Origin of the sequence: Curtobacterium sp. 22159 (assembly GCF_052045775.1) — a bacterium.
In the GTDB taxonomy this organism is placed as follows: domain Bacteria; phylum Actinomycetota; class Actinomycetes; order Actinomycetales; family Microbacteriaceae; genus Curtobacterium.
The window spans coordinates 73091-92642 of the sequence record NZ_JBQEPN010000014.1 but is presented as its reverse complement, the minus strand read 5'-3'; the positions used below and the strand labels follow the sequence as shown (position 1 = coordinate 92642).

Annotated in this window: 23 protein-coding genes; 15 read left to right on the top strand and 8 right to left on the bottom strand. The window is 73.1% G+C overall.

Annotated features, from left to right (window positions below; all coding sequences use genetic code 11):
* Positions 1 to 9 precede the first annotated feature (9 nt).
* Complete coding sequence (locus ACTJKO_RS15615) at positions 10 to 633, top strand: phosphoribosylanthranilate isomerase (RefSeq protein WP_440690064.1); 624 nt, start codon at positions 10 to 12, stop codon at positions 631 to 633.
* 24 nt (positions 634 to 657) lie between these two features.
* Here the strand turns inward: ACTJKO_RS15615 and ACTJKO_RS15610 are convergent, their stop codons facing one another.
* The 3 genes from ACTJKO_RS15610 to ACTJKO_RS15600 form a co-directional block, all read right to left on the bottom strand.
* Positions 658 to 1416: an HAD-IIB family hydrolase gene (locus tag ACTJKO_RS15610; RefSeq protein ID WP_440690063.1), complete on the bottom strand. Its 759-nt coding sequence runs from the start codon at positions 1414 to 1416 to the stop codon at positions 658 to 660.
* Positions 1417 to 1457: 41 nt separating this feature from the next.
* The gene (locus ACTJKO_RS15605; protein WP_440690062.1) at positions 1458 to 1883 is read right to left on the bottom strand and encodes an acyl-CoA thioesterase; all 426 of its coding nucleotides are present in this window, start codon (positions 1881 to 1883) and stop codon (positions 1458 to 1460) included.
* 61 nt (positions 1884 to 1944) lie between these two features.
* Positions 1945 to 2541 carry a nitroreductase family protein gene (locus ACTJKO_RS15600; RefSeq protein ID WP_440690061.1) on the bottom strand — a complete coding sequence of 199 codons (597 nt, stop codon included), beginning with the start codon at positions 2539 to 2541 and terminating at the stop codon, positions 1945 to 1947.
* A gap of 73 nt (positions 2542 to 2614) precedes the next feature.
* Here ACTJKO_RS15600 and ACTJKO_RS15595 point away from each other — a divergent pair, with 73 nt between their 5' ends.
* Both ACTJKO_RS15595 and ACTJKO_RS15590 read left to right on the top strand, forming a co-directional pair.
* Positions 2615 to 3538 (top strand): AEC family transporter, encoded by a 924-nt coding sequence (locus tag ACTJKO_RS15595; RefSeq protein WP_440690060.1) that lies wholly within the window; start codon positions 2615 to 2617, stop codon positions 3536 to 3538.
* A 241-nt stretch (positions 3539 to 3779) separates the two neighbouring features.
* Positions 3780 to 4190 (top strand): aldehyde dehydrogenase, encoded by a 411-nt coding sequence (locus ACTJKO_RS15590; protein ID WP_440690059.1) that lies wholly within the window; start codon positions 3780 to 3782, stop codon positions 4188 to 4190.
* A 12-nt stretch (positions 4191 to 4202) separates the two neighbouring features.
* On the opposite strand, the gene ACTJKO_RS15585 is transcribed toward ACTJKO_RS15590, so the two are convergent.
* A complete protein-coding gene (locus ACTJKO_RS15585; protein WP_440690058.1) occupies positions 4203 to 4460 on the bottom strand; it encodes a nuclease in 258 nt (85 codons plus the stop codon).
* A 104-nt stretch (positions 4461 to 4564) separates the two neighbouring features.
* Entirely contained in the window at positions 4565 to 5401 is an 837-nt protein-coding gene (locus tag ACTJKO_RS15580; RefSeq protein WP_440690057.1) for an exodeoxyribonuclease III, read from the bottom strand.
* A gap of 120 nt (positions 5402 to 5521) precedes the next feature.
* On the opposite strand from ACTJKO_RS15580, the gene ACTJKO_RS15575 reads away from it, so the two are divergent.
* The 6 genes from ACTJKO_RS15575 to ACTJKO_RS15550 are packed head-to-tail and all read left to right on the top strand — an operon-like array spanning position 5522 to position 8545.
* A complete protein-coding gene (locus ACTJKO_RS15575) occupies positions 5522 to 5968 on the top strand; it encodes an Asp23/Gls24 family envelope stress response protein (protein WP_440690056.1) in 447 nt (148 codons plus the stop codon).
* The gene (locus ACTJKO_RS15570) at positions 5965 to 6156 is read left to right on the top strand and encodes a hypothetical protein (RefSeq protein WP_440690055.1); all 192 of its coding nucleotides are present in this window, start codon (positions 5965 to 5967) and stop codon (positions 6154 to 6156) included. Before ACTJKO_RS15575 ends, ACTJKO_RS15570 begins: the two co-directional genes overlap by 4 nt.
* Entirely contained in the window at positions 6153 to 6503 is a 351-nt protein-coding gene (locus ACTJKO_RS15565) for a hypothetical protein (RefSeq protein ID WP_440690054.1), read from the top strand. Before ACTJKO_RS15570 ends, ACTJKO_RS15565 begins: the two co-directional genes overlap by 4 nt.
* The gene (locus tag ACTJKO_RS15560; RefSeq protein ID WP_440690053.1) at positions 6500 to 7126 is read left to right on the top strand and encodes a hypothetical protein; all 627 of its coding nucleotides are present in this window, start codon (positions 6500 to 6502) and stop codon (positions 7124 to 7126) included. Before ACTJKO_RS15565 ends, ACTJKO_RS15560 begins: the two co-directional genes overlap by 4 nt.
* Positions 7123 to 7716 (top strand): hypothetical protein, encoded by a 594-nt coding sequence (locus ACTJKO_RS15555; RefSeq protein ID WP_440690052.1) that lies wholly within the window; start codon positions 7123 to 7125, stop codon positions 7714 to 7716. The genes ACTJKO_RS15560 and ACTJKO_RS15555 overlap by 4 nt, the downstream gene beginning before the upstream one ends.
* Positions 7717 to 7723: 7 nt before the next feature.
* On the top strand, positions 7724 to 8545 hold the full coding sequence (locus ACTJKO_RS15550; protein ID WP_440690051.1) for a phosphotransferase: 822 nt from the start codon (positions 7724 to 7726) through the stop codon (positions 8543 to 8545).
* On the opposite strand, the gene ACTJKO_RS15545 is transcribed toward ACTJKO_RS15550, so the two are convergent.
* Both ACTJKO_RS15545 and ACTJKO_RS15540 read right to left on the bottom strand, forming a co-directional pair.
* A complete protein-coding gene (locus tag ACTJKO_RS15545) occupies positions 8542 to 9855 on the bottom strand; it encodes a M23 family metallopeptidase (RefSeq protein ID WP_440690050.1) in 1314 nt (437 codons plus the stop codon). The genes ACTJKO_RS15550 and ACTJKO_RS15545 overlap by 4 nt on opposite strands.
* 71 nt (positions 9856 to 9926) lie before the next feature.
* Entirely contained in the window at positions 9927 to 11594 is a 1668-nt protein-coding gene (locus tag ACTJKO_RS15540) for a hypothetical protein (RefSeq protein ID WP_440690049.1), read from the bottom strand.
* Positions 11595 to 11680: 86 nt separating this feature from the next.
* On the opposite strand from ACTJKO_RS15540, the gene pyrE reads away from it, so the two are divergent.
* The 5 genes from pyrE to ACTJKO_RS15515 all read left to right on the top strand — a co-directional run bounded on the left by pyrE (position 11681) and on the right by ACTJKO_RS15515 (position 17782).
* The gene (gene pyrE / locus ACTJKO_RS15535) at positions 11681 to 12232 is read left to right on the top strand and encodes an orotate phosphoribosyltransferase (RefSeq protein WP_440690048.1); all 552 of its coding nucleotides are present in this window, start codon (positions 11681 to 11683) and stop codon (positions 12230 to 12232) included.
* Complete coding sequence (locus ACTJKO_RS15530) at positions 12229 to 14541, top strand: hypothetical protein (RefSeq protein WP_440690047.1); 2313 nt, start codon at positions 12229 to 12231, stop codon at positions 14539 to 14541. Before pyrE ends, ACTJKO_RS15530 begins: the two co-directional genes overlap by 4 nt.
* Positions 14542 to 14595: 54 nt before the next feature.
* A complete protein-coding gene (locus tag ACTJKO_RS15525; RefSeq protein ID WP_440690046.1) occupies positions 14596 to 15240 on the top strand; it encodes a HEAT repeat domain-containing protein in 645 nt (214 codons plus the stop codon).
* Between the two features lie 2 nt (positions 15241 to 15242).
* On the top strand, positions 15243 to 16220 hold the full coding sequence (locus ACTJKO_RS15520; protein WP_440690045.1) for a MerR family transcriptional regulator: 978 nt from the start codon (positions 15243 to 15245) through the stop codon (positions 16218 to 16220).
* Between the two features lie 269 nt (positions 16221 to 16489).
* Complete coding sequence (locus tag ACTJKO_RS15515; RefSeq protein ID WP_440690044.1) at positions 16490 to 17782, top strand: sodium:proton exchanger; 1293 nt, start codon at positions 16490 to 16492, stop codon at positions 17780 to 17782.
* A gap of 31 nt (positions 17783 to 17813) precedes the next feature.
* Here the strand turns inward: ACTJKO_RS15515 and ACTJKO_RS15510 are convergent, their stop codons facing one another.
* Positions 17814 to 18503 carry a metal-dependent transcriptional regulator gene (locus ACTJKO_RS15510; RefSeq protein WP_440690043.1) on the bottom strand — a complete coding sequence of 230 codons (690 nt, stop codon included), beginning with the start codon at positions 18501 to 18503 and terminating at the stop codon, positions 17814 to 17816.
* A 37-nt stretch (positions 18504 to 18540) separates the two neighbouring features.
* On the opposite strand from ACTJKO_RS15510, the gene ACTJKO_RS15505 reads away from it, so the two are divergent.
* Positions 18541 to 19416, top strand: coding sequence for a lysostaphin resistance A-like protein (locus ACTJKO_RS15505; protein WP_440690042.1), 876 nt, complete (start codon positions 18541 to 18543; stop codon positions 19414 to 19416).
* Positions 19417 to 19552: the final 136 nt, after the last annotated feature.

Genomic DNA, 19552 nt, shown 5'->3' with positions numbered 1-19552 from the left:
ATGGACGGCATGACCGACCAGCGCTGGATCAAGATCTGCGGCCTGTCCACGCCCGAGACCGTGGACGCCGCCGTCGACGCCGGCGCCGACGCGGTCGGGTTCGTCTTCGCCGCGGGCAGCCCCCGGACCGTCACCGCCGACCTCGCGAAGGAGCTCGTCGAGCGGGTGCCGGAGGGCATCGACGCCGTCGGGGTGTTCCGCGACCAGGAGATCGACGAGATCGTCGGCATCGCCTCGGCCGTCGGACTCACCACGCTGCAACTGCACGGCGGGGAGTCCGCGACCGACTTCGCCCGCGCCCGTGACGCCGGGTTCTTCACGATCCGCGCGGTCGCCGCCGAGGACTACCTGCGCGAGACGCCCGAACAGCGTGCCTCGTTCGACCACGACCTGCTGCTGCTCGACGCCGCGGTGCCCGGCAGCGGCAGGCTCATCGACCCCGCCACGATCGACGGCCGGGTGGACGAAGCGTGGATCCTCGCGGGCGGCCTCACCCCCGCGAACGTCGTGGCCGCGGTCGAGGCGCTCGACCCGGACGGCGTCGACGTGTCCAGCGGCGTCGAGTCGGAACGCGGCGTCAAGGACGTCGCGAAGATCCGGGCGTTCGTCGAGGCGGTCCGCAGCATCCCCTGACGGGCGAGCCGCGCCTCCTGTCCGTCAGCGCAGGGTGGGGACCAGCTCGGTGAGGAAGGCCTCGGTGTCCTCCCAGCCCTCGACGGCGTGGCAGGGCACGCCGAGGGCCTTCACCGGGTAGTCGTTGCCCTCGGGGTCGAGCCGGTCGCCGACGAACAGCATGTCGTCGAGCGGGATGCCGGTGAGCTCGGCGAGGCGGCGCATCCCGTAGGCCTTGTCGATGCCCTTGCGGGTGATGTCGACGCTCGTCGACCCGCCGGACCGGACCTCCAGGTCGGGCAGCTCCGCCTGCACGAGGCGACGCAGGTGGTCCTTCTTCTCACCGGTCGGGTCCCACTGCTTCTTGACGTCGACGGGAGCGCTCTGGCCGAGCGCGGAGAACGTGATCTGGGAACCGCGGTCCTCGAGGATCGGTCCCCAGGTGCGGGACTCCCAGTACCCGGCCGACCGTGCCTGCGACTCGACCGCGGCGAGGGCTCGCGCCTTCTGCTCGTCGGTGAGGTCCTCCGCGTACTGCAGGGCCCAGTCGTCCCCCGCCCAGCGGTAGTACGCGGTGCCGCAGGTCGGCAGCAGGTGCAGGTCGTCGAGCACCAGGCCCGCCCGCTTCCGCAACGGACTGACGAGCTGCTGCTCGAACTGCTGGAAGTTCCCGCCGGAGATGACCGCGACCGGCACGACCTCGAGCAGGGACGCGAACGTCTCGAGCATGCGGGGGTCGAGTGCGGACTTCGAGGGGGCGAGGGTGTCGTCCAGGTCGAAGGCGACGAGGTGGGGCGTGGTCATGCCACGATCCTGCCAGGTCCGCGTCGATGGAACGCCGGGTGTCAGGCCCGGTGGGTCGCGGGCACGCGGTCGCGGGCGTAGGTGATGTCCGTGTAGCCGTGCGGTGCGGGGTTCCCGTCGTCGTCGAGGTTGACGAACACCACCTCGTCGATCGTGAGGATGCTGCGGTGGGTGAAGAGGTTGCGGGCCTCGGCGCGCATCGTCAGCGAGGTCCGGCCGAATCGGGTGGCGACGAGCCCGATCTCGACGATGTCGCCTTCCTTCGCGGAGGAGACGAACTCGATCTCGGACATGTACTTCGTCACGACCCTGCCGTTGCCGAGCTGGATGATGGCGTACACCGCGGCTTCCTCGTCGATCCAGCGGAGCAGACTCCCACCGAACAGGGTGCCGTTCGCGTTGAGGTCCTCGGGGCGGACCCACTTGCGCGTGTAGAAGTTCATCTCGGGTTCTGGTGCCTGCTGCATGTCAGTACATGCTACGCGGCCGCGCTCCCGATCGGGAACGCGGCCGCGGGGTGGAGCGGTGTCACTCCTTGACGAGCACGACCTCGTCGAGGGGGATCCGGGTGCGCGGTGCGACCTCGCGCTCGGCCGCCTTCTCGTCGAGCTGCGAGGGGTCGGCGACGGTCCCGATCGCGGTCACCGTGTACGGCAGCAAGCGTTCCGGCAGGTCGAACGCGGCGCGCAGCCCCTCGGCGTCGATGCCCGCCATCTGGTGCACGTGCAGGCCCTCGGCGTGCGCCTGGACGGTGAGCGCGGCGAGCGACTGACCGAGGTCGTACTGGGCGAACGCGCGCTCCTCGCCGTCCTCCGACACCGTCTCGAGCACGCCGACGACGAGTGCGCTGGCGCGGAACGCCCACGCGGCGTTGAAGCCGAGGAGGTTGTCGTTGATCTTGCGGAACGTCTCGGTCCCGCGGCGGCCGGCGACGAAGCGGCGCGGCTGGAGGTTCATGGCCGACGGAGCCCAGCGCGCGGCCTCGAGGACGGCATCGAACTGCGCGTCCGAGATCGTCGCGGTCTCGTCGTAGGAGCGGGGGCTCCACCGTTCCTCGAGCAGGGGGACGAGGGGCTGGCTGGAGTCCGTGGAGCGCGTGAGGGTGCTGGGGTTCGTCGAGGTCATGGTGACTGCAACGGTATTCGATGCGTACGCATTTCCGTTCTGAGTGACGTCACATGGTGCAAGGATGGTGGCGATGGGTGGCGTCTTGACGGGGTTCGCGATCATCGGCGCGATCATCGCCGCCGGGTACGTCGTCGGACGGATCGGACTCCTCGGTCAGCACGCCCAGTTCGTGATGAGCCGGCTCGCGTTCTTCGTGCTCATGCCGTGCCTGCTCTTCCACACGATCGCCACGGCGGACATCCACGTGCTGCTCTCGCCGATGCTGTGGGTGTCGCTCCTCAGCGCGGTCGTCGTCGCGCTCGGGGCCGGGACGGTGTTCCGCGTGGTGCTCCGTCGACCGCTCACGACGACCACGGTCGGGGCGCTCGCGGCGAGCTACGTGAACGCGAACAACATCGGGCTGCCGGTCGCCGTGTACGTGCTCGGGCAGGCCACCGCCGTCGTGCCCGTCATCCTGCTGCAGCTCATCGTGCTCGCGCCGATCGCGCTGACCGTCCTCGACGCGGCGACCTCGTCCGGCGGGAGCTGGGGCCGCCGGATCTCGGGGCCGTTCCGCAACCCGATCATCATCGCCTCGCTCCTCGGGCTCGTCTTCTCCGCCACCGGTGTCCGGCTGCCGACACCGGTGCTCGAGCCGTTCTCGCTCGTGGGTGCCGCGGCCGTCCCGGTGGTGCTGCTCTCGTTCGGGATGAGCCTGCACGGAGCCACTCCGCTGCGCGACCCGGCCACCCGCACGGACGTCGTCGTCGCGTCGGCGATCAAGCTCGTGGTGATGCCCGCCGTCGCGTTCGTGTTCGCCCGGTTGGTGTTCGGGCTCGGTGCGCAGGACGTCTTCGTGCTCACGACGCTCGGGGCGCTGCCGTCGGCGCAGAACGTCTTCAACTACGCGCAACGGTACGGGGCCGCCGTGCCGGTGGCGCGGGACGTCGTGCTCATCTCGACGATCGGGTCCGTGCCGGTCCTCGTCGCGGTGGCGGCGCTGCTGCACCCGTAGCGGCGGTCGGCCGGCACGGTCCGCTCGGTGAGTGCGCATCATCCGTCGGACTCGGCGGGCCCGAGCGGCACGCGTCGCCCGCTCGGCGTGCAGCGCACGGCGCGTCGTGCCCGCTCGGGTGGGGCAGACGGGAGGCGCGGTGCGGGCTGGCGCTGCGCCTCCAGGCCGACGAGTGGTGCGGTCGGGAGACGCGGTGCGGGCGCGCGTACCGTGGGCGCCACCGACGAACGAGGAGGTCCTCATGGACACGATGGCGATGATGAAGACGATGTCGACGGCCGAGATGCCGGTGACGATGGACGCCGAGATGGTGCAGGACGCGATCATGGCGATGAACGGCGCCTCGATGGCGGCGACGATGTGCTCCGCGACCGACATGCAGTCCGGCGAGGACATGATGGCCACCTGCGCCGCGATGTGCGCCAACACCGCGATGGTGGCCGACACGGCGATGCGCGTCATGATGCGGCCGGCCGGGACCGACGCCGAGTCGATGCGGGCGGTGCTCACGGCGGCCGTCGCGATGGGGAAGACCTGCGCCGAGGAGTGCCGGAAGCACGCCGACATGCACGAGTGCTGCCGCTACTGCGCCCTCGCGTGCGCCGAGATGGTCGAGAAGACCGAGGCGCTCCTGGGCTCGATGGCGGCCTGAACCGACCCGACCTCAGGCGGCGCGGGCGGTCGTCGCGCGTCCGCCGACCGTGAGGATCTCGGCGACCGGGTGGTGGGCGACCGGATCGCCCGTGCTGACGACCTGCTGCGCGTCTGCCAGCCGGAGCGTCGCGACGCCACCGTCGAGGAAGGCGACCACGACGTCGGCGTGCCCGGACTCGAGGACGATGCCGTCCCTCCAGGCCCGGGGGTTCGCGCCGGCCATGGCGCGCTGGATCGGAAGGATCGTCGACGGGGTCGTGCGGGACATGGCTTCACCTGCTCTCGGAGGGGTTCGGTGCAGGAAACCTACGTCGCACCGGGCCCGCACGTCGACGAGCGGGGACCCGCGGCGTAACAGAACCGGGCAGACCGTCAGAAGATCATCGGACGGTCGTCGTCGAGCGACGTCTCGAGGTCGAGGTCGACCGTCACCGGGACGTGGTCGCTCGGGGCGTCGCCCTTCCGCTCGTCTCGGTGGATGCGGGCGTCGGTGACGACGTCGGCGAACGCCTCGGAGCCGAGGACGAAGTCGATGCGCATGCCCTCGTTGCGGGGGAACCGCAGCTGCTTGTAGTCCCAGTAGGTGTAGCCGTCCGGGACGATCGGCCGGACGACGTCCTGCAGTCCGCGGGCCTCGAACTCACGGAAGGCGGCGCGCTCCGGCTCGCTGACGTGCGTCGCGCCCTCGAACACGGCCATGTCCCACACGTCGGTGTCGAGCGGTGCGACGTTCCAGTCACCCATCAGCGCGAGCGGCTGCTCCGGCGCCGCCTCGATCCACTCCGCGGTGCGGTCGGCGAGCTGGGCGAGCCAGTCGAGCTTGTACGTGTAGTGCGGGTCGCCGAGCTCGCGGCCGTTCGGGACGTAGAGGCTCCACAGGCGGACACCGTCGACGGTGACGCCCATCGCACGCGCCTCGACCGGCAGGTCCGGCCCCTCGTGCCCCTTGAGGAAGCCGGGCTGACCGGGGAAGTCCCGGGTGACATCGTCCATGGGGAGGCGGCTCGCGAACGCGACGCCGTTCCACTGGTTCAACCCGTGCGCCTCGACCTGGTAGCCGGCGGCCTCGAACGCCTCGACCGGGAACTGCTCCGGCTTGCACTTGATCTCCTGCATGCCGAGGACGTCGACGTCCTCACGCACCAGCCAGTCGACGATCCGACCCACTCGGGTGCGGACGGAGTTCACGTTCCAGGTCGCCACGCGCATGGGTCCGAACCTACCGTGGCGCGGCCGCACGACCGCCACGCGTGGCGACACCGCTCTCGGGCGCGGCACGGCACGATGGTGTTCCCTGGACACCAGGACGAGACTGCATCGGAGGCACTCATGGCATCGACGACGAACCGCGTCGACGGGACCGAGACGACCGGCACCACGACGACGCAGGTGACCACCAAGGGCAGGACGATCATCGACGACACGGTCGTCGCGAAGGTCGCAGGCATCGCCGCCCGCGACGTTCCGGGCGTCTTCGCGCTCGGCGGCAACGCAGCCCGGGCGTTCGGGGCCATCCGCGACGCCATCGGGTCGAGCGCGCTCGGCCAGGGCGTGCGCGTCGAGGTCGGCGAGACGCAGGTCGCCGTCGACCTGACCATCGTGGTCGACTACCCGACGCCGATGATGGAGGTCGCGACCGCGGTCCGGGCCGCCGTCACCAGTGCCGTGACCGAACTCGTCGGGCTCGAGGTGACCGAGGTCAACATCGCCATCAACGACGTGAACATCCCGGGCCTCGGCGGCGTGGGTGACGAGTCCGAGGGTCGGGTCCGGTGAACGCCACCGTCGTCGGCATGGGTGTCGGCGCGCTCCTCGCGATCGTCGCGCTGACCCTCGGCTTCTGGGCCTTCGTCGTCGTCGCGGTCTTCATGGCCGTCGGTGGCCTGGTCGCCCGGATCGCCACCGGGGACGTCGACTTCCGACGGCTGCTCGACGTGCTCCGCGGACGCCGGAGCTCGTCGTGAGCCTCGCCGCCGGTCATCCGGTCCCCGGCTACGACCGCATCGGTTCGGCCGCCCTCGTGCACACCGCCCAGGCGGTCGCAGCGGAGGCGCTCCACGTCCCGTACCGCCAGACACGCGCACGGGTCGCCGGTGACGGGCACGGCGCGCTCGCCGTGGACGTCACCGCGCCGCTCGCCGTGCCCGTGCTGGGGAGCCACGCGGTCCCCGCCGAACCCGTGGTCGCGACGGCGCACCGCGCCCGGGGCGTCATCGCCGAACGGCTGCGGTCCATCACCGGTCGCCAGGTCGCGGTCGTGGACGTGACGTTCTCGTCCTCCGTCGTTGACACCCCGAGGAGGGTCCGGTGACCGACCGATCGTTCCCCGCCGAGCCCGCACCGTCGACGGGCCGGACGCACGACCGGGTGTACCGGCGCATCCTCCGACGCGAGACGAACGCCTCGCGGTCCGGTGCCGTCGTCGTCGCGATGCTCGTCACGCTCGTCGTCGCCGCGGCGGCCGTCTTCGCCGCAGCCCTCGTCCTGCTCGACCAGCGGGTGCTCGGCATCGACCCGCGCGACCTCGTCGACGCGGCCCGACGGGCTCCCCGCGGGCTCGACACCACCGTGGTCGTCGGGATCGGCGCCATCATCGCCGTCGTCGGGCTCGTGTTCCTCGCCCAGGCGCTCCTGCCGCAGCGTCGGCCACGACACGTGATGTCCTCCGAGCGGCTCGCCGTCGTCGTCGACGACGAGGTGCTCGCGTCCGCCGCCGCCCGCGCGGCACGGTCCGCGACGCGTCTCGGACCCGACGCCGCCGTCGGCACCGTCGGCCGTCGGACGGTCGACGTCGTGCTCCGGCCCGCAGCGGGCGTCGACGTCCCGGCGGTCGCCGCCACCGAGGCCGTGCAGGCCGAGCTCGCCGCGATCGATCCCGGACCGGCCGTCACCGCTCGGGTCCGCGTGCAGCCGACCGGACGGGTGGACGGATGAACGCCACCAACCGTGTCGTCGGCCGTACGGCACTCGTGCTCGTCGGACTCGCCCTGCTGGTCCTCGGGGTCGGCGTGGTCCTCGTGCAGACCGCCCCGTGGGCCGCGACCGCCTGGCACGACATCGGCGGCTCGCTCGGCGACCTGGGCAGGGACACCGCTCGGGACGCCTCGGTCACCGCGTGGACGTGGGTCCTCGGCGGCGGCGTCGTGCTCGGCGTCCTCGCCCTCGTCGTGCTGACCACCATCGGCGGGGGACGCGTCGGCACCGTGGTCGAGGACGACGGATCCGCCGGCGGGGTGGCCGGGACCGTCCGGATCGACGCCGCCGCGGTGCAGCACGCCCTCTCGTCGGCGATCGGCAGCATGCCCGAGATTGGTTCGCTGGCCGTCGACGTCTACCGCGTGCGCGGTGACCGTGCGATCCGCATCCGGGTGCGACCCCGACGCGGTGCCTCACCCCGCGACGTCACGACCGGCATCGAGCGGATCGTCACCGACCTCGACGCGCTGCTCGGTGACCGCCTGCCGGTGCTCCTCGAGATCGCCCGCGGCGGCGCCGGAGCCGGCCGCACCGATCGGGTGCACTGAGGTCCCCGTGCGCCGCTCGGTCGACGGGATCGCCCGCGCGGACGATGGCGTCCCGGTGCCGCGCGTCGTCGCCGACGTCGCGCGCGGTCGACCCGTGCGGGCCGTGTGGGTGAACCAGATCGGCGGACGGACGTTCCGGATCGGTGAGGACGATAGGCCCGACGAGTACGTCAAGGTGCTGCCCCACGCGTACTCGCGGTGGATCGTCGGCGAGGCCGCTCGGCTGACGTGGGCGTCCCGGTACGCTCGGGTTCCCGAACTCGTCGACCACGGTTCGGACGACGACGGTGTGTGGCTCCGGACGCGGGCGCTCCCCGGCTGGAGCGCCGTCGACCCCCGGTGGCGCGAGCGACCCCGGACGGCGGTGATCGCGGCCGGCGAGGGACTCCGCGCACTGCACGACGCGCTGCCCGTGGCGGACTGTCCGTTCGAGTGGTCGACGGCCGGACGTGCCGCCCGGGCACGGGCTGCCGGGGCGGACCCCGACCGCCTCGGCCCGGAGCCGCCGACCGACCGGATCGTCGTCTGCCACGGCGACCCGTGCACCCCGAACACGCTCATCGGTGCCGACGGGCGGTGGGCCGGACACGTCGACCTCGATGCGCTCGGGATCGCGGACCGCTGGGCGGACCTGGGCGTGGCGACGATGGCGTTGGGCTGGAACTACGGGCCGGGGTGGGACGAGCTGTTCCACGAGGCGTACGGGCTGCCGATGGACGAGGAACGGACCGCGTGGTACCGCGCGCTCTGGAACCTCGACGACGACGGCATCGACGACGACGACCACCCCGACGTCGACGTCCGCAGCCGGACGGGCGCGGGGGACTAGAAGGCCACGCCGCGTGCCCGCATGAAGGGCACCGGGTCGGTCGTCGCGCCGTTGACGTGCACCTCGAAGTGCGTGTGGCACCCGGTGGAGTTGCCGGTCGAACCGACGAGGGCGATCAGCTGGCCCGCCGTCACCTGCTGGCCGCGGCTCACCCGGAAGCCGCCGTTGACGATGTGCCCGTACGCGGTCTGCACACCGCCGCCGTGGTTGATACGGACGTAGTTGCCGTACCCGCCGTACCAACCGACGTAGTCGACCGTGCCCGCGGACGCCGCGACGATCGGGGTCGAGCAGCCGCTCGTGAGGTCGAGCCCGTCGTGCTTGATGACGGTGCCGTAGATCGGGTGCACGCGGTAGCCGTACGGGCTGATCACGTACCCGCTCGCCGGGCGGACCCAACCGGTGCCGGAGCCGGAGCCGGCAGCACCGTCCGAGCCCGTGCCGACCGACCCGCTCCCGCTCCCGCCGCCGGCCGCCGCTCGTGCCGCAGCCGCCCGTGCCGCCGCTTCGCGCGCGGCCTTCTCCTCCGCCGCCTTGCGGGCGGCCTCGCCCTTCGCGAACTCGGCCTCGGTCCGTACCCGGCCGGAGGTGAGCGTCGCGAGCTGGGCGTCGAGCCGCGCCTTGTTGCTCTGCTGTTCGTCGTAGGCGGCCTGCACCTGGTCGGCCGCGGCCTGGGACGCCTGCATCCGCCGTTGGGCCTCGGCCGCGAGGTCCGCGAGCTTCTCGGACGCCCGGTCGGCCTGTGCGGTGAGCGCACGGGCCACCGACGCGTCCGCCGTCGCCGCTGCCTCGACCCGCTCGGCCTGCTCGGACAGCTTGCTGAGCGCCCCGAGGTTGTAGAGGAGGTCGCTGGCGTCGGCGCCGCCGGAGATCACCGATGCGGTGACGTCCGCCCCGCCGGATCGCGCCATCTGCGCCGCGAACTGGCCCGCTTGCGCCGCGCTCTGCTCGGCGAGGTCGGCGTGTTCCTCGGCGTCGGCGCGGAGCCGCTGTTCCTTGTCGGCGGCGTCCTGTGCCTCGCGCTGTGCGTCGTAGAAGGCGTCCCCGAATCGCTCGGCCTCGGCCTCGGCCGCCTTCACCTTCGCCGACAGGCCGGAGATGATGCCGCGGATCTCGGTGATCTGTTCCTGCTTCGCGGATTCCTGACCGCGGGCCGCGAGCACCTCGTCCCACGAGGGGTAGGTCGCCGCGCTGGCGACCGGTGCGTCGACGACCACCGTGCCGAGCAGGCCTGCGAGGGCGATTCCGGCGGCAGCGAGTCGCAGACGCACGGCGGTGCGGGCGGCGGGACGGGTGTCGGGACGGGGCACGTCCACGAGCCTATACATCCGTACAGGCAGGACGACCCCTCGGCACGCGACTGTGGAGAACTCCGCCGGGATCAGAAACCGCGATCGCGTCGGATCGCGTCGGCGCTGTCGACCACGTCACGCTGCAACACCCGGGCCCCGGCCGTGCCCGCGTAGTCGTACACGTCGAAGCCGGTGCAGTGCGTGATGGCGGCCGGGCTGCCGAGGGAGTCCTCGACCGCGGTCGTCCAGACGTCACCCGACCCGATCACGACGAAGGTGGGAGCGGCATCGCGGTAGGCGCCGAGGTCGACGAGCCACGGGTACGTCTGGAACGTGTCGCGGACCTGCAGCAACTGCACGTTCGTCGATGCGTAGGTGGCGAGTGGTCGGACGGTCCAGAACTGCCCGACGCCGACGACGTGACGGCCGGCGGCCCAGCGGTCGAGGCAGACCGCCGGGTCGTAGCGTGCCTGGGCCACCGCGCGAACCGTGCCCGGTGTCGTGGCGACGCCGGCGAGGAGCACCCCCGCGGCCGCGAGTGCGAGCACCGCCCGGATCCCGCGACGGGGCCGGTGCACGCGAGTGCGGCGGACGGCCGTGCGCGCGAGCTCCGCGACCGCGACGAGTGCGAGGAGCGGCGCGGTCACGACGGGCTCGAGGTAGCGCGGGGTCTCGGACCCGGCGACGACCACGCCGATCGACACGGCGGCGACCGTCACGAGGGGCAGCGCCGCGGCGACCAGCACCGTGCGCGAGGTCCGGACCCGCCACGCCCACACCGTCCCGCCGACGGAGAGCAGCACCCCCACGAAGAGGAGCAGCAGCCCGGCGTCCCCGGCCGCGGACGCCGCACGGTCGTCGGTGAGCGCGGCGAAGAACCCGAGCGTCGGCGCTGCACGGGACGGTTGCACGTAGGTCGACGGGTCGAGCGACACGAACGGGCGCAGCGGGATCCGGATCAGGTACCCGACGACGGAGCCGAGCGTCACGGTGCCGGCGAGCAGGAGCACCGGACGCCACGGCAACCGACGGGCGAGGGCGAGCAGCACGAGGGTGATGACGACCGGCGCCCCGGACCACGGCACGTACAGCGGGTTCGACGCGGTGGTGCACGCGGCGACCAGGCCGAGCACGACGAGCACCGGCACGGACGCCCGGCCGACCCGGACCGCGCGGAGCACCAGGACGGCGGTACCGAGCATCGCGAGCACCGCCCCGTAGTAGTACGTCGTCGTGAGGAGCAGGGACGCGAGTTCGAGGGAGGTGGCCGTGGCGGAGGACTCGGTCAGCACCAGGAGCGTCACGAAGCCGAGCGCCACGGCGCTCACCGCGATCCGCGCGGACCGCCGGGCGGCGGGCATGAGCTCGTTCGCGGCGGCGCGGACGAGCGCGTACACGGCGAGCAGCACGAGCACCCCGTTGAGCGCCAACGCCTGCTGGGGCGTCGCGGTCACCAGGGAGCAGAGGAGGTAGACCGGCAGCTCCGGGAAGAAGAACAGCGCCGGCGACATCGCCCACTCGAACGGCTGCCCGAGCTGGATCGAGCGCTCGACGAGGGGCAGCAGGACGGAGTCGCCGTCGTACCAGAGGAGTGCCACCCGTGCGGTCGCGACGACGTGGCGCAGCGCGATGACGGCCAGGGCGGTCGCGACCAGGGCGCCCAGCGCCTCCTGGCCGACCGCGATCCGTCGCGCACGCCACCGGGCGTCGGCGGTGCCACGGGCCAGCTCGGTGGCCGGGCGCGCGTCGGAGGGCATGACCGGAGCGTACCGAGCGTCGCTCGGGGACGGCCGACCCGAGGCAGGGAGCGCGGTGCGGGGCCGAGCGGCTAATCTTGTGGGCTGTGACCGACGCGCGCGACCAGCTCATCCAGTTCATCACGGACGAAGCGGTGTTCCACGGCGACTTCACCCTCACCAGTGGGAAGAAGGCGACGTACTACATCGACCTTCGCAAGGTGAGCCTCGACCACCGCGTCGCCCCCCTCATCGGGCAGGTCATGACCGACCTCGTCGCCCAGGTGCCCGACGTCGCGGCCGTCGGCGGGCTGACCATGGGCGCCGACCCGATCGCGAGCGCCGTCCTGCACCAGGCCGCCGCGCGTGGCCTGGCCTACGACGCCTTCGTGGTGCGCAAGGAGCCGAAGGACCACGGTCGCGGCAAGCAGGTCGAGGGACCGGACCTGCGGGGCAAGCGCGTCGTCGTGCTCGAGGACACCTCCACGACGGGCGGGTCGCCGCTGAAGGCCGCCGAGGCGCTCGAGCGCGAGGGCGCGATCGTCGCGGCCGTCGCCGTCGTGGTCGACCGCGCCACGGGTGCGAAGGAGACGATCGAGGCCGCCGGGTACCCGTACTTCGCGGCGATCGGGCTGGCCGACCTGGGGCTGAGCGCATGACCGGGGAGCGTCCGGACGACGCGCACGAGCCCGACCAGGCCGCCGCTCCCGCAGACGGGGACGGCGGACAGGAGGCTCGGCGTGGGTCCGTCCCGGACGCTCCGTTCCAGGGTCTCCGCAGTGCCGCGGACATCTTCGGCGCCCCGCGTTCGGAACACGAGTGGCCGTCGCGGCGCGAGCGTCGTGCTGCCGAGAAGACCGCTCGTGAGACCGGCGCTCCGCTCCCCGAACCGTTCGACCCGGTCGCGTCGGCGCCGGTCGCGTCGGCCCCGGCCGCGCCGGCCGCCGAGCCCGCGGCGCCGTCCGCGGACGACGACGGTGCGACGCAGGCGATCTCGATGCCCGAGCAGCTCCGTGCACCATCGGAGAACCCTCAGGCGAGCGCCGAGCACGAGCAGGCGACGGTCGGTGAGCGCATCCCGCCCGCTGCTGCCGTCCCGCCGAGTCCGGCGGCTCCGCACCCGTCGTCGATCACCCTGCCGACCGCGCAGTCGCACCGGGACGAGCGCGCCGCCGAGTACCGCGCGATCGAGGAGGAGCGGCGTCGCCTCGACCCGTTCGGCGAGGGGCGCAGCGACGTGGACTGGCTGGGCCGGGCCACCGGCTCGCAGCCGGCCCCCACCGGTCCGGTCGCCGCACAGCCCGTCGGCGTCGAGAACGTGCTGCCGGCCGGCGACGAACCACCGAGCTTCACCGAACTGCTCCGCATCGCCGGCACCGACGGTGAGGCAGCGGGAGCGGCAGAGCGCCCCTTCGACTGGGCGATCCGTGACGACGAGACCGGCGAGGTACCGGCGACGCTGACGACCAGCGCCTTCGACACGACGGCGCTCGCGGGCGGTTCGTGGAACCTCGCCGACGAGTCGGACGACGACGTCGTGTCAGGAGAGCTGCCGACGCCGGTCGACGGGTCGCCCGTCGTCCCGGCGGGCGGGATCGTGGCCGCCCAAGCGACCACGGCCCCGACGGATGCGGACGAGCAGCCGCAGGCCGCGACGGGCACGCCGGAGTGGGCGCCCGCCCCGGCGGACGTGCCGGAGGCCGCACCAGCGCCGACCACGGACGACCGACCCGCGCCCGTCGAGGACGTGACGGGTGGGACGGACGCGGCCCCGCGCCTCCAGGACGCCGCCGGCACCGACGCCACGGACCCCACGGCCGCAGCGGACGCGCCGGAGGGGTCCGACGCACCGACCACCGCGCTGCCCGTCGTGGACTCGCCCTGGTGGGCGGAGCCCGAGGCGACCGTGCCCCCGACCGCCGCACCGCCGCTCGTCGAGCCGGCGTCCGACGCCTCCGCGCCACAGGCGTACCCCGCGCACCTGCCGCCCGCGGTCGGGCAGGACCTCGACGCCGTGATCGGCATCCGCGGCCACGAGTCGGCCGACCGGGACGACGAACCCGCACCCCTCCCGGCAGCCGCTCCCGCCGACCTCGACCAGTCCGAGTGGGACGGCCGGGAGACGAGCGACACGAGCGCGATCAAGGACCTCTTCGGCACCGACGCCGTCGACCAGCTCGGCGACACCGGGTACGACCCGCACGACACTGGGACGCGGATGCTGCCGTCCGTCGGTGCGACCCCCGCGCCCCGGTCGGCGCCGACCCCGGCAGCGCACGCGACCGCGCCGGCCGCCGGCGGTGCCGAGCGCGACAACTTCATCAACGAGGGCTTCGCTCGGCTCCGGAACGAGGGACAGCGCGGCAAGCTGCTGCTCATCTGGGGCTCCGTCGCCATCATCGTGATCCTGCTCATCGCCGTGTTCGCACTGACGAAGTGGATCCTCGGCAACACGATCGAGGACCACACGCCGGCACCGACCTCCACCTCCGCCGCGTCCCAGAAGGCGTCCCCGTCCGCATCGGCGTCCGAAGTGCCCTCGAGCACCCCGTCGCCGACGTCGGGTCTCGCGACGCTGCAGTTCGCGACGACGCCCGCCGCCCCGGGTGAGCACAGCTGGACCGAGCTCGCCGGCGGGGAGTGCCTCTCACCGTTCACGAACGCGTGGGCGCAGACGTACACGGTCGTGGACTGCCAGACGCCGCACGTCGCGCAGCTGACCGCTCGTCTGCCGGTCTCCGCGAACCAGTGGCCGGGCCCCGACGCCCTCGGGACGCAGGCAGCGGAGCAGTGTCAGACCTCGGCCGCCCTCGACACCTCGGCCGCTGCGGCGTACGGGGACGTGCAGGTGCAGGGCTCGTACGCTCCGGACCAGGCCACGTGGGACCAGGGCGACACGTTCATCTCGTGCTTCGTGACCCGGTCGGGCGGCGGGACGATGACGGGTTCGCTCGCACCGCACGCGTAGACCTCGCCCGTCCGCACTTGACCTGGACACGGTGACAAGGTCTTGCATGGTCACATGACCACACTCGCCGATGCACTCACCGACCCGCGTTCCTCGGTCCGCCTGCGCGCCGTGATGGCCGCGGGCACCACCCCGGACCCGGACGACGTCGACGTGCTCGTCGCCCGGTGCGCCGTCGAGCCGGACTTCTTCGTCCGCGACATGCTCACGTGGGCACTCGTGCGACAGCCGGCCGGTCTCGTCGTGCCGCGCGTGGTGCCCGAGCTGCGACGACCCGAGCCCCAGGCGCGGAGCCAGGCCCTGCACACGCTGTCGAAGATCGCGGACCCGAGCACCTGGCCAGACGTCCGGCCGCTGCTCGACGACCCCGACGACGACGTCGCACGAGCAGCCTGGCGCACCGCGGCCGCCCTGGTGCCGGACGAGGAACGAGGCGGGCTCGCACGGGTCCTCGGCACCCACCTCGGCCGGGGATCCCGCGAGACGCGGCTCAGTCTGACACGCGCGATGGCGTCCCTCGGGGAGGAGACCGTGCGCCCCGTGCTCGACGCCGCGGCGGACTCCCGCGACCCGGTGGTGCGCGAGCACGCCGCCGACGTCGAGCGGGTGCTCCGGGACCCGGACGCGGGCAGCGGACTCGCCGTCGAGCACGCCCGACGCACGGTCGCCCTCGGCCGCACCCGGTCGGCGAAGGGGTAGCCGTGCGGATCGGAGCGGTCGCCGAACGGTCGGGGCTGAGCACCCGGATGCTCCGGCACTACGACCGCACGGGTGTCGTCCGGCCGAGCGGCCGTGCGGTGAACGGGTACCGCGAGTACAGCGACGACGACCTCCGTCGGATCTTCCACGTCGAGAGCCTGCGCTCCCTGGGCCTCTCGCTCGCCGAGGCGGCACGCGCCCTGGACGACCCCGCGTTCGCGCCGGCCGACCTCGTCGCGGAACTCGCCCGGCGGACCGAGGAACGCATCGCGGACGGTCAGGAACTGCTCGCCCGGTTGCGAGCGGTGGAGGCCGCGACGCCCGACGCCTGGTCGGACGTGCTGCGGACGACGCGACTGCTCCGAGCCCTCGGATCGGAGCACGCGGGACTCCGCCAGCGTGTGGCGCTCGACCGGGACGCCCCGGTGGACGCGCTGGCCCGGGCGTACCTCGCGGAGGACGACACGAACGTCGCGGGCGCCCTGCGCTGGGCGATCGTGCAGGACCCGGCCGCTGCGGTGCCGGTGATCGCCGCCGGCCTCCGCGACGACGACCCGGTCGTCCGACGCCGCGCCGTCGACGCGGCGGCGGCGCTCGCAGCGGCACCGGAACTCCTCGCGACGGCACTCGCCGACACGGACGCCACGGTCCGCACCCGCGCGGCGCTCGCCCTCGCCCGACGGGGTTCGACGGTGGGGGTGCCGGTGCTCGTCCGGCTGGTGCTCGACGGGGAGCACGACGTCGAGGCCGCCGAAGCCCTCGGGACGCTCACGGACACGCTCGGCCCCGGTGCGGCGGCCGACGTCGTCGCTGCCCTGGTGGACGGCGCGTCCGACGCCGTCGAGCGTGCCCGCGTCGCCCAGGCGCTCGCCGAGATCCCCGGCGGCGCCGCGGGTACCGCGCTCGCCGGGTTGGCGCGGGACGGTGACCCCACCGTGGCCCGGACCGCCACGTACGTCCGGTCACGGCGTCCGTCCTGACCAGTGGGGCGGGTCGGGGAAGACGTGGATTCGGGTTCCCGAACAGGCCCGATCGGCTTGCGCACGCCGATCGGAGCGCGCCAAGGTGGAGGCGAAGGGGAGTAGCTCCCAGCGCGTGCATCGACACACTGGCCATCACGACGATCGGCCCGGTGCACCACCCGGAACGTGACCGCACCGGTCGCGCGGGCGAGCGAGACCTTCGGCCGTTCCGCCGTGGCCGAGGTCCTCCCGTGACGCTCCGCCGTGGCTCCGACCAGGAGACCCACATGACCGACACCCTGTCGACCCCCACGTCGGCGCCCGCCGCACCCGCTCCGCGCATGGGCGCCAGCGCCTGGGGCCGCATCGCGATCTGCGTGGTCCTGGCGCTCCCGGCGGTCGTCTTCCGCATCGGTGGGATCGCGCCGAACCCGCTCGTCGACCTCCTCGTGTTCGGCGGTGCGGTCGTCGCGGCCTCGTTCCTGCTCGCCTGGGCCGCCGAGGCCGCGCAGAAGGACATCGCCGGGGCCCTCGCGATCGCGATCCTCGCGCTCATCGCCGTGCTGCCGGAGTACGCCGTCGACCTGTACTACGCGTTCCGGTCCGGCTACGACCCGTCGTACGAACAGTTCGCCGCGGCGAACATGACCGGCTCGAACCGGCTCCTGCTCGGGTTCGGGTGGCCGCTCGTCGTCGTCATCTCGCTCCTCGTGGCACGCCGCTTCGTGCGGACCGGCGCGCTCCCGCAGGCCGCGACCCGGGTGCTCGAGCTCGAGCGGTCCTCCCGGCTGGACATCGGGTTCCTGGCGCTGCTCGCGGTCGTCGCCTTCCTCATCCCACTGCTCGGCTCCATCCCGATGTGGTTCGGGTTCGTGCTGCTCGCAGCGTTCGTCTGGTACCTCTGGCGCGCGTCGAAGGTGGACGACGGCGACGACGACGAGGCACTGCCGGGGATGGCGGGCAACATCGCGTCGATGCCGCAGGCCGCGCGCCGCTGGACGATCGTGGCGCTGTTCGTCGTCGCGGCGGCCGTGATCCTGTCCTCCGCGGAGCCGTTCGCGGACGCCCTGGTGCAGTCCGGCAGCGCGCTCGGCATCGACAGCTACTTCCTCGTGCAGTGGCTCGCGCCCCTCGCGACCGAGGCGCCGGAGTTCATCGTGGCCGCACTCTTCGCCCTGCGCGGCATGGGCGGCGCAGCGATCGGCACGCTCATCGCGTCGAAGGTGAACCAGTGGTCACTGCTCGTCGGGTCGCTGCCGATCGCGCACGTGCTCGGAGGCGGGACGACCGGCGGGCTGCCGCTGGACTCCCGGCAGGTCGAGGAGTTCATGCTCACCGCGTCGCAGACCGTGCTCGGCGTCGCGATCATCATCGCCCTGCGGTTCCACCGGTGGTCCGCCCTCGCGCTCGCAGCGCTGTTCGCGGTCCAGTTCCTCGTGACGGACACGACCGGGCGGTGGGTGCTGAGCATCATGCACCTCGTGGCGGCGCTGGTGGTGCTGTGGATCAACCGACGGGACGTCCTGCCGACGATCACGGCTCCGTTCCGGCGTCCGTCGTCCCCGGTCTTCCGCGACTGACCGGCGGCGCGGGCGCCGTGCCCGCTCCGGGTCAGTCGGCGTCGGGGGCGAGCCAGATCGCGGACGCGGCGGCGGCCGGCAGGTCGACGAGGGACTCCTCGCCGTCGGACGCCCGTCGTGCCACGGCGATCACGCCCGCGTAGTCCCGCACCCGCTCGACCCGCAGGTGGGTCCCGAGGCCGACCCCGAGCTCGTCGAAGTAGCGCAGCAGCGACGGGTCGTCGTCGGAGACCCGGTCGACCGTGCCGCAGCCACCGGGCTCGATCGCACCGAGCAGCGTGCCGGGGGAGTCCGGTACGGTGCCGTCCGCGCGCGGGATCGGGTCGCCGTGCGGGTCGTGGGTCGGGTGCCCGAGGTCGGCGTCGACCCGGTCGAGGAACGTCTCCGACACGGCGTGCTCGAGCGCCTCGGCCTCGGTGTGGACCTCGTCCCACGAGTACCCGAGCCGCTCGACGAGGAAGGTCTCGATGAGCCGGTGTCGCCGGACCATCGCGACGGCCACCTGCTGCCCGAGCGGGGTGAGCACGACCCCGTAGTACGGCGTGTGCTCGATGAGGCCGTCCCGGTCGAGCTTCCGGAGGTTGCCCGACACCGTGGAGGCGGACACCTTGAGCGCCGCCGCGATGTCCCGCGTCGCGAGCCCGGCACCGCCCCGCTCGCCCGCCTTCCAGACGAGCTTCACGTAGTCCTCGGCCATCGTGGAGAGGGACGGCAGACGCATACCGCCAATGGTACGGCGGCACTGGTACAAACAGGACGTGGAACAACCCCGTCGCCGCCGCTGGCCCGTCCCGCCGTCCCTCCTGGTCGGGCTCGCGCCACTCGTGGTGTTCGCCGCCGTCAGCGCCTGGCGCGCCCGCCCGAGCGACGACTACCCGACGCTCGGGCAGACGGTCGAGAGCGTCGTCCGGTCGCTCGTCGTCCCCGAGGGCATCGCCGCCGTGGCGCTCTGCCTGGTCGTCACCGGCCTCGGGTGGTGGCGGATCGCGACCGTCGACCCGACGAGGACGCGACTGCGCTGGACCTGGCTGGCTCCGGCGCTCATCGCGCTCGTCTGCATCGTGCGGCTGCCGCTCGTCGACTGGTCGGCGCTGCCGGTGCGCTACTTCCTCCTGCTCGGCGTCGGGGTGCTGTTCGTCGGGGTGTTCGAGGAACTGATGGCCCGCGGCGTGCTGCTCGTCGGGCTGCGGCGACGTCTGCCCGAGTTCGGCGTGTGGATCCTCTCGTGCGTGCTGTTCGGGCTGCTGCACCTGCTCAACGCCCTCGCCGGTGCCGGTCTCGGGGCCACCCTCGTGCAGGTCGTCTTCGCCGCGTCGTTCGGGTCGACGCTCTACGTCGCCCGACGGCTCACCGGCAACCTGCTCCTCTCCGTGGTGCTGCACGCGTCGTGGGACTTCGGGTCGATCGCCCTCTCGGCGACCGCTGATGTCCACGACCCGTCGGTGGCCGTGCTCGTCGGCGGCGTCGGACTGTTCTCGTTCGGGGTGCTCGCGCTCGGCGTCGTCGCCGGCGGGCTAATCGCCGGGCGGGACGACCGGCCGCGCCGCCTCCGGCGCCGGTGGCGGACGGTCCCGCCCATGGGGGTGTTCGCGGTGTCGTCGGACGAGCCGCGCCTCCCGGCCGCCGTCGGCTGAGCCGGGTCGCGCGACCACCCTGCGCGGCTCCGCGCGGTGCTGCGAGTCCGCACAGGCTGTGGTCCGGTTCACCTTCCGGTGGTCGGTCGTTCCCCACCCCGCAACCGGCGCTCCGTAGGTTCCCGACTGATTCCAG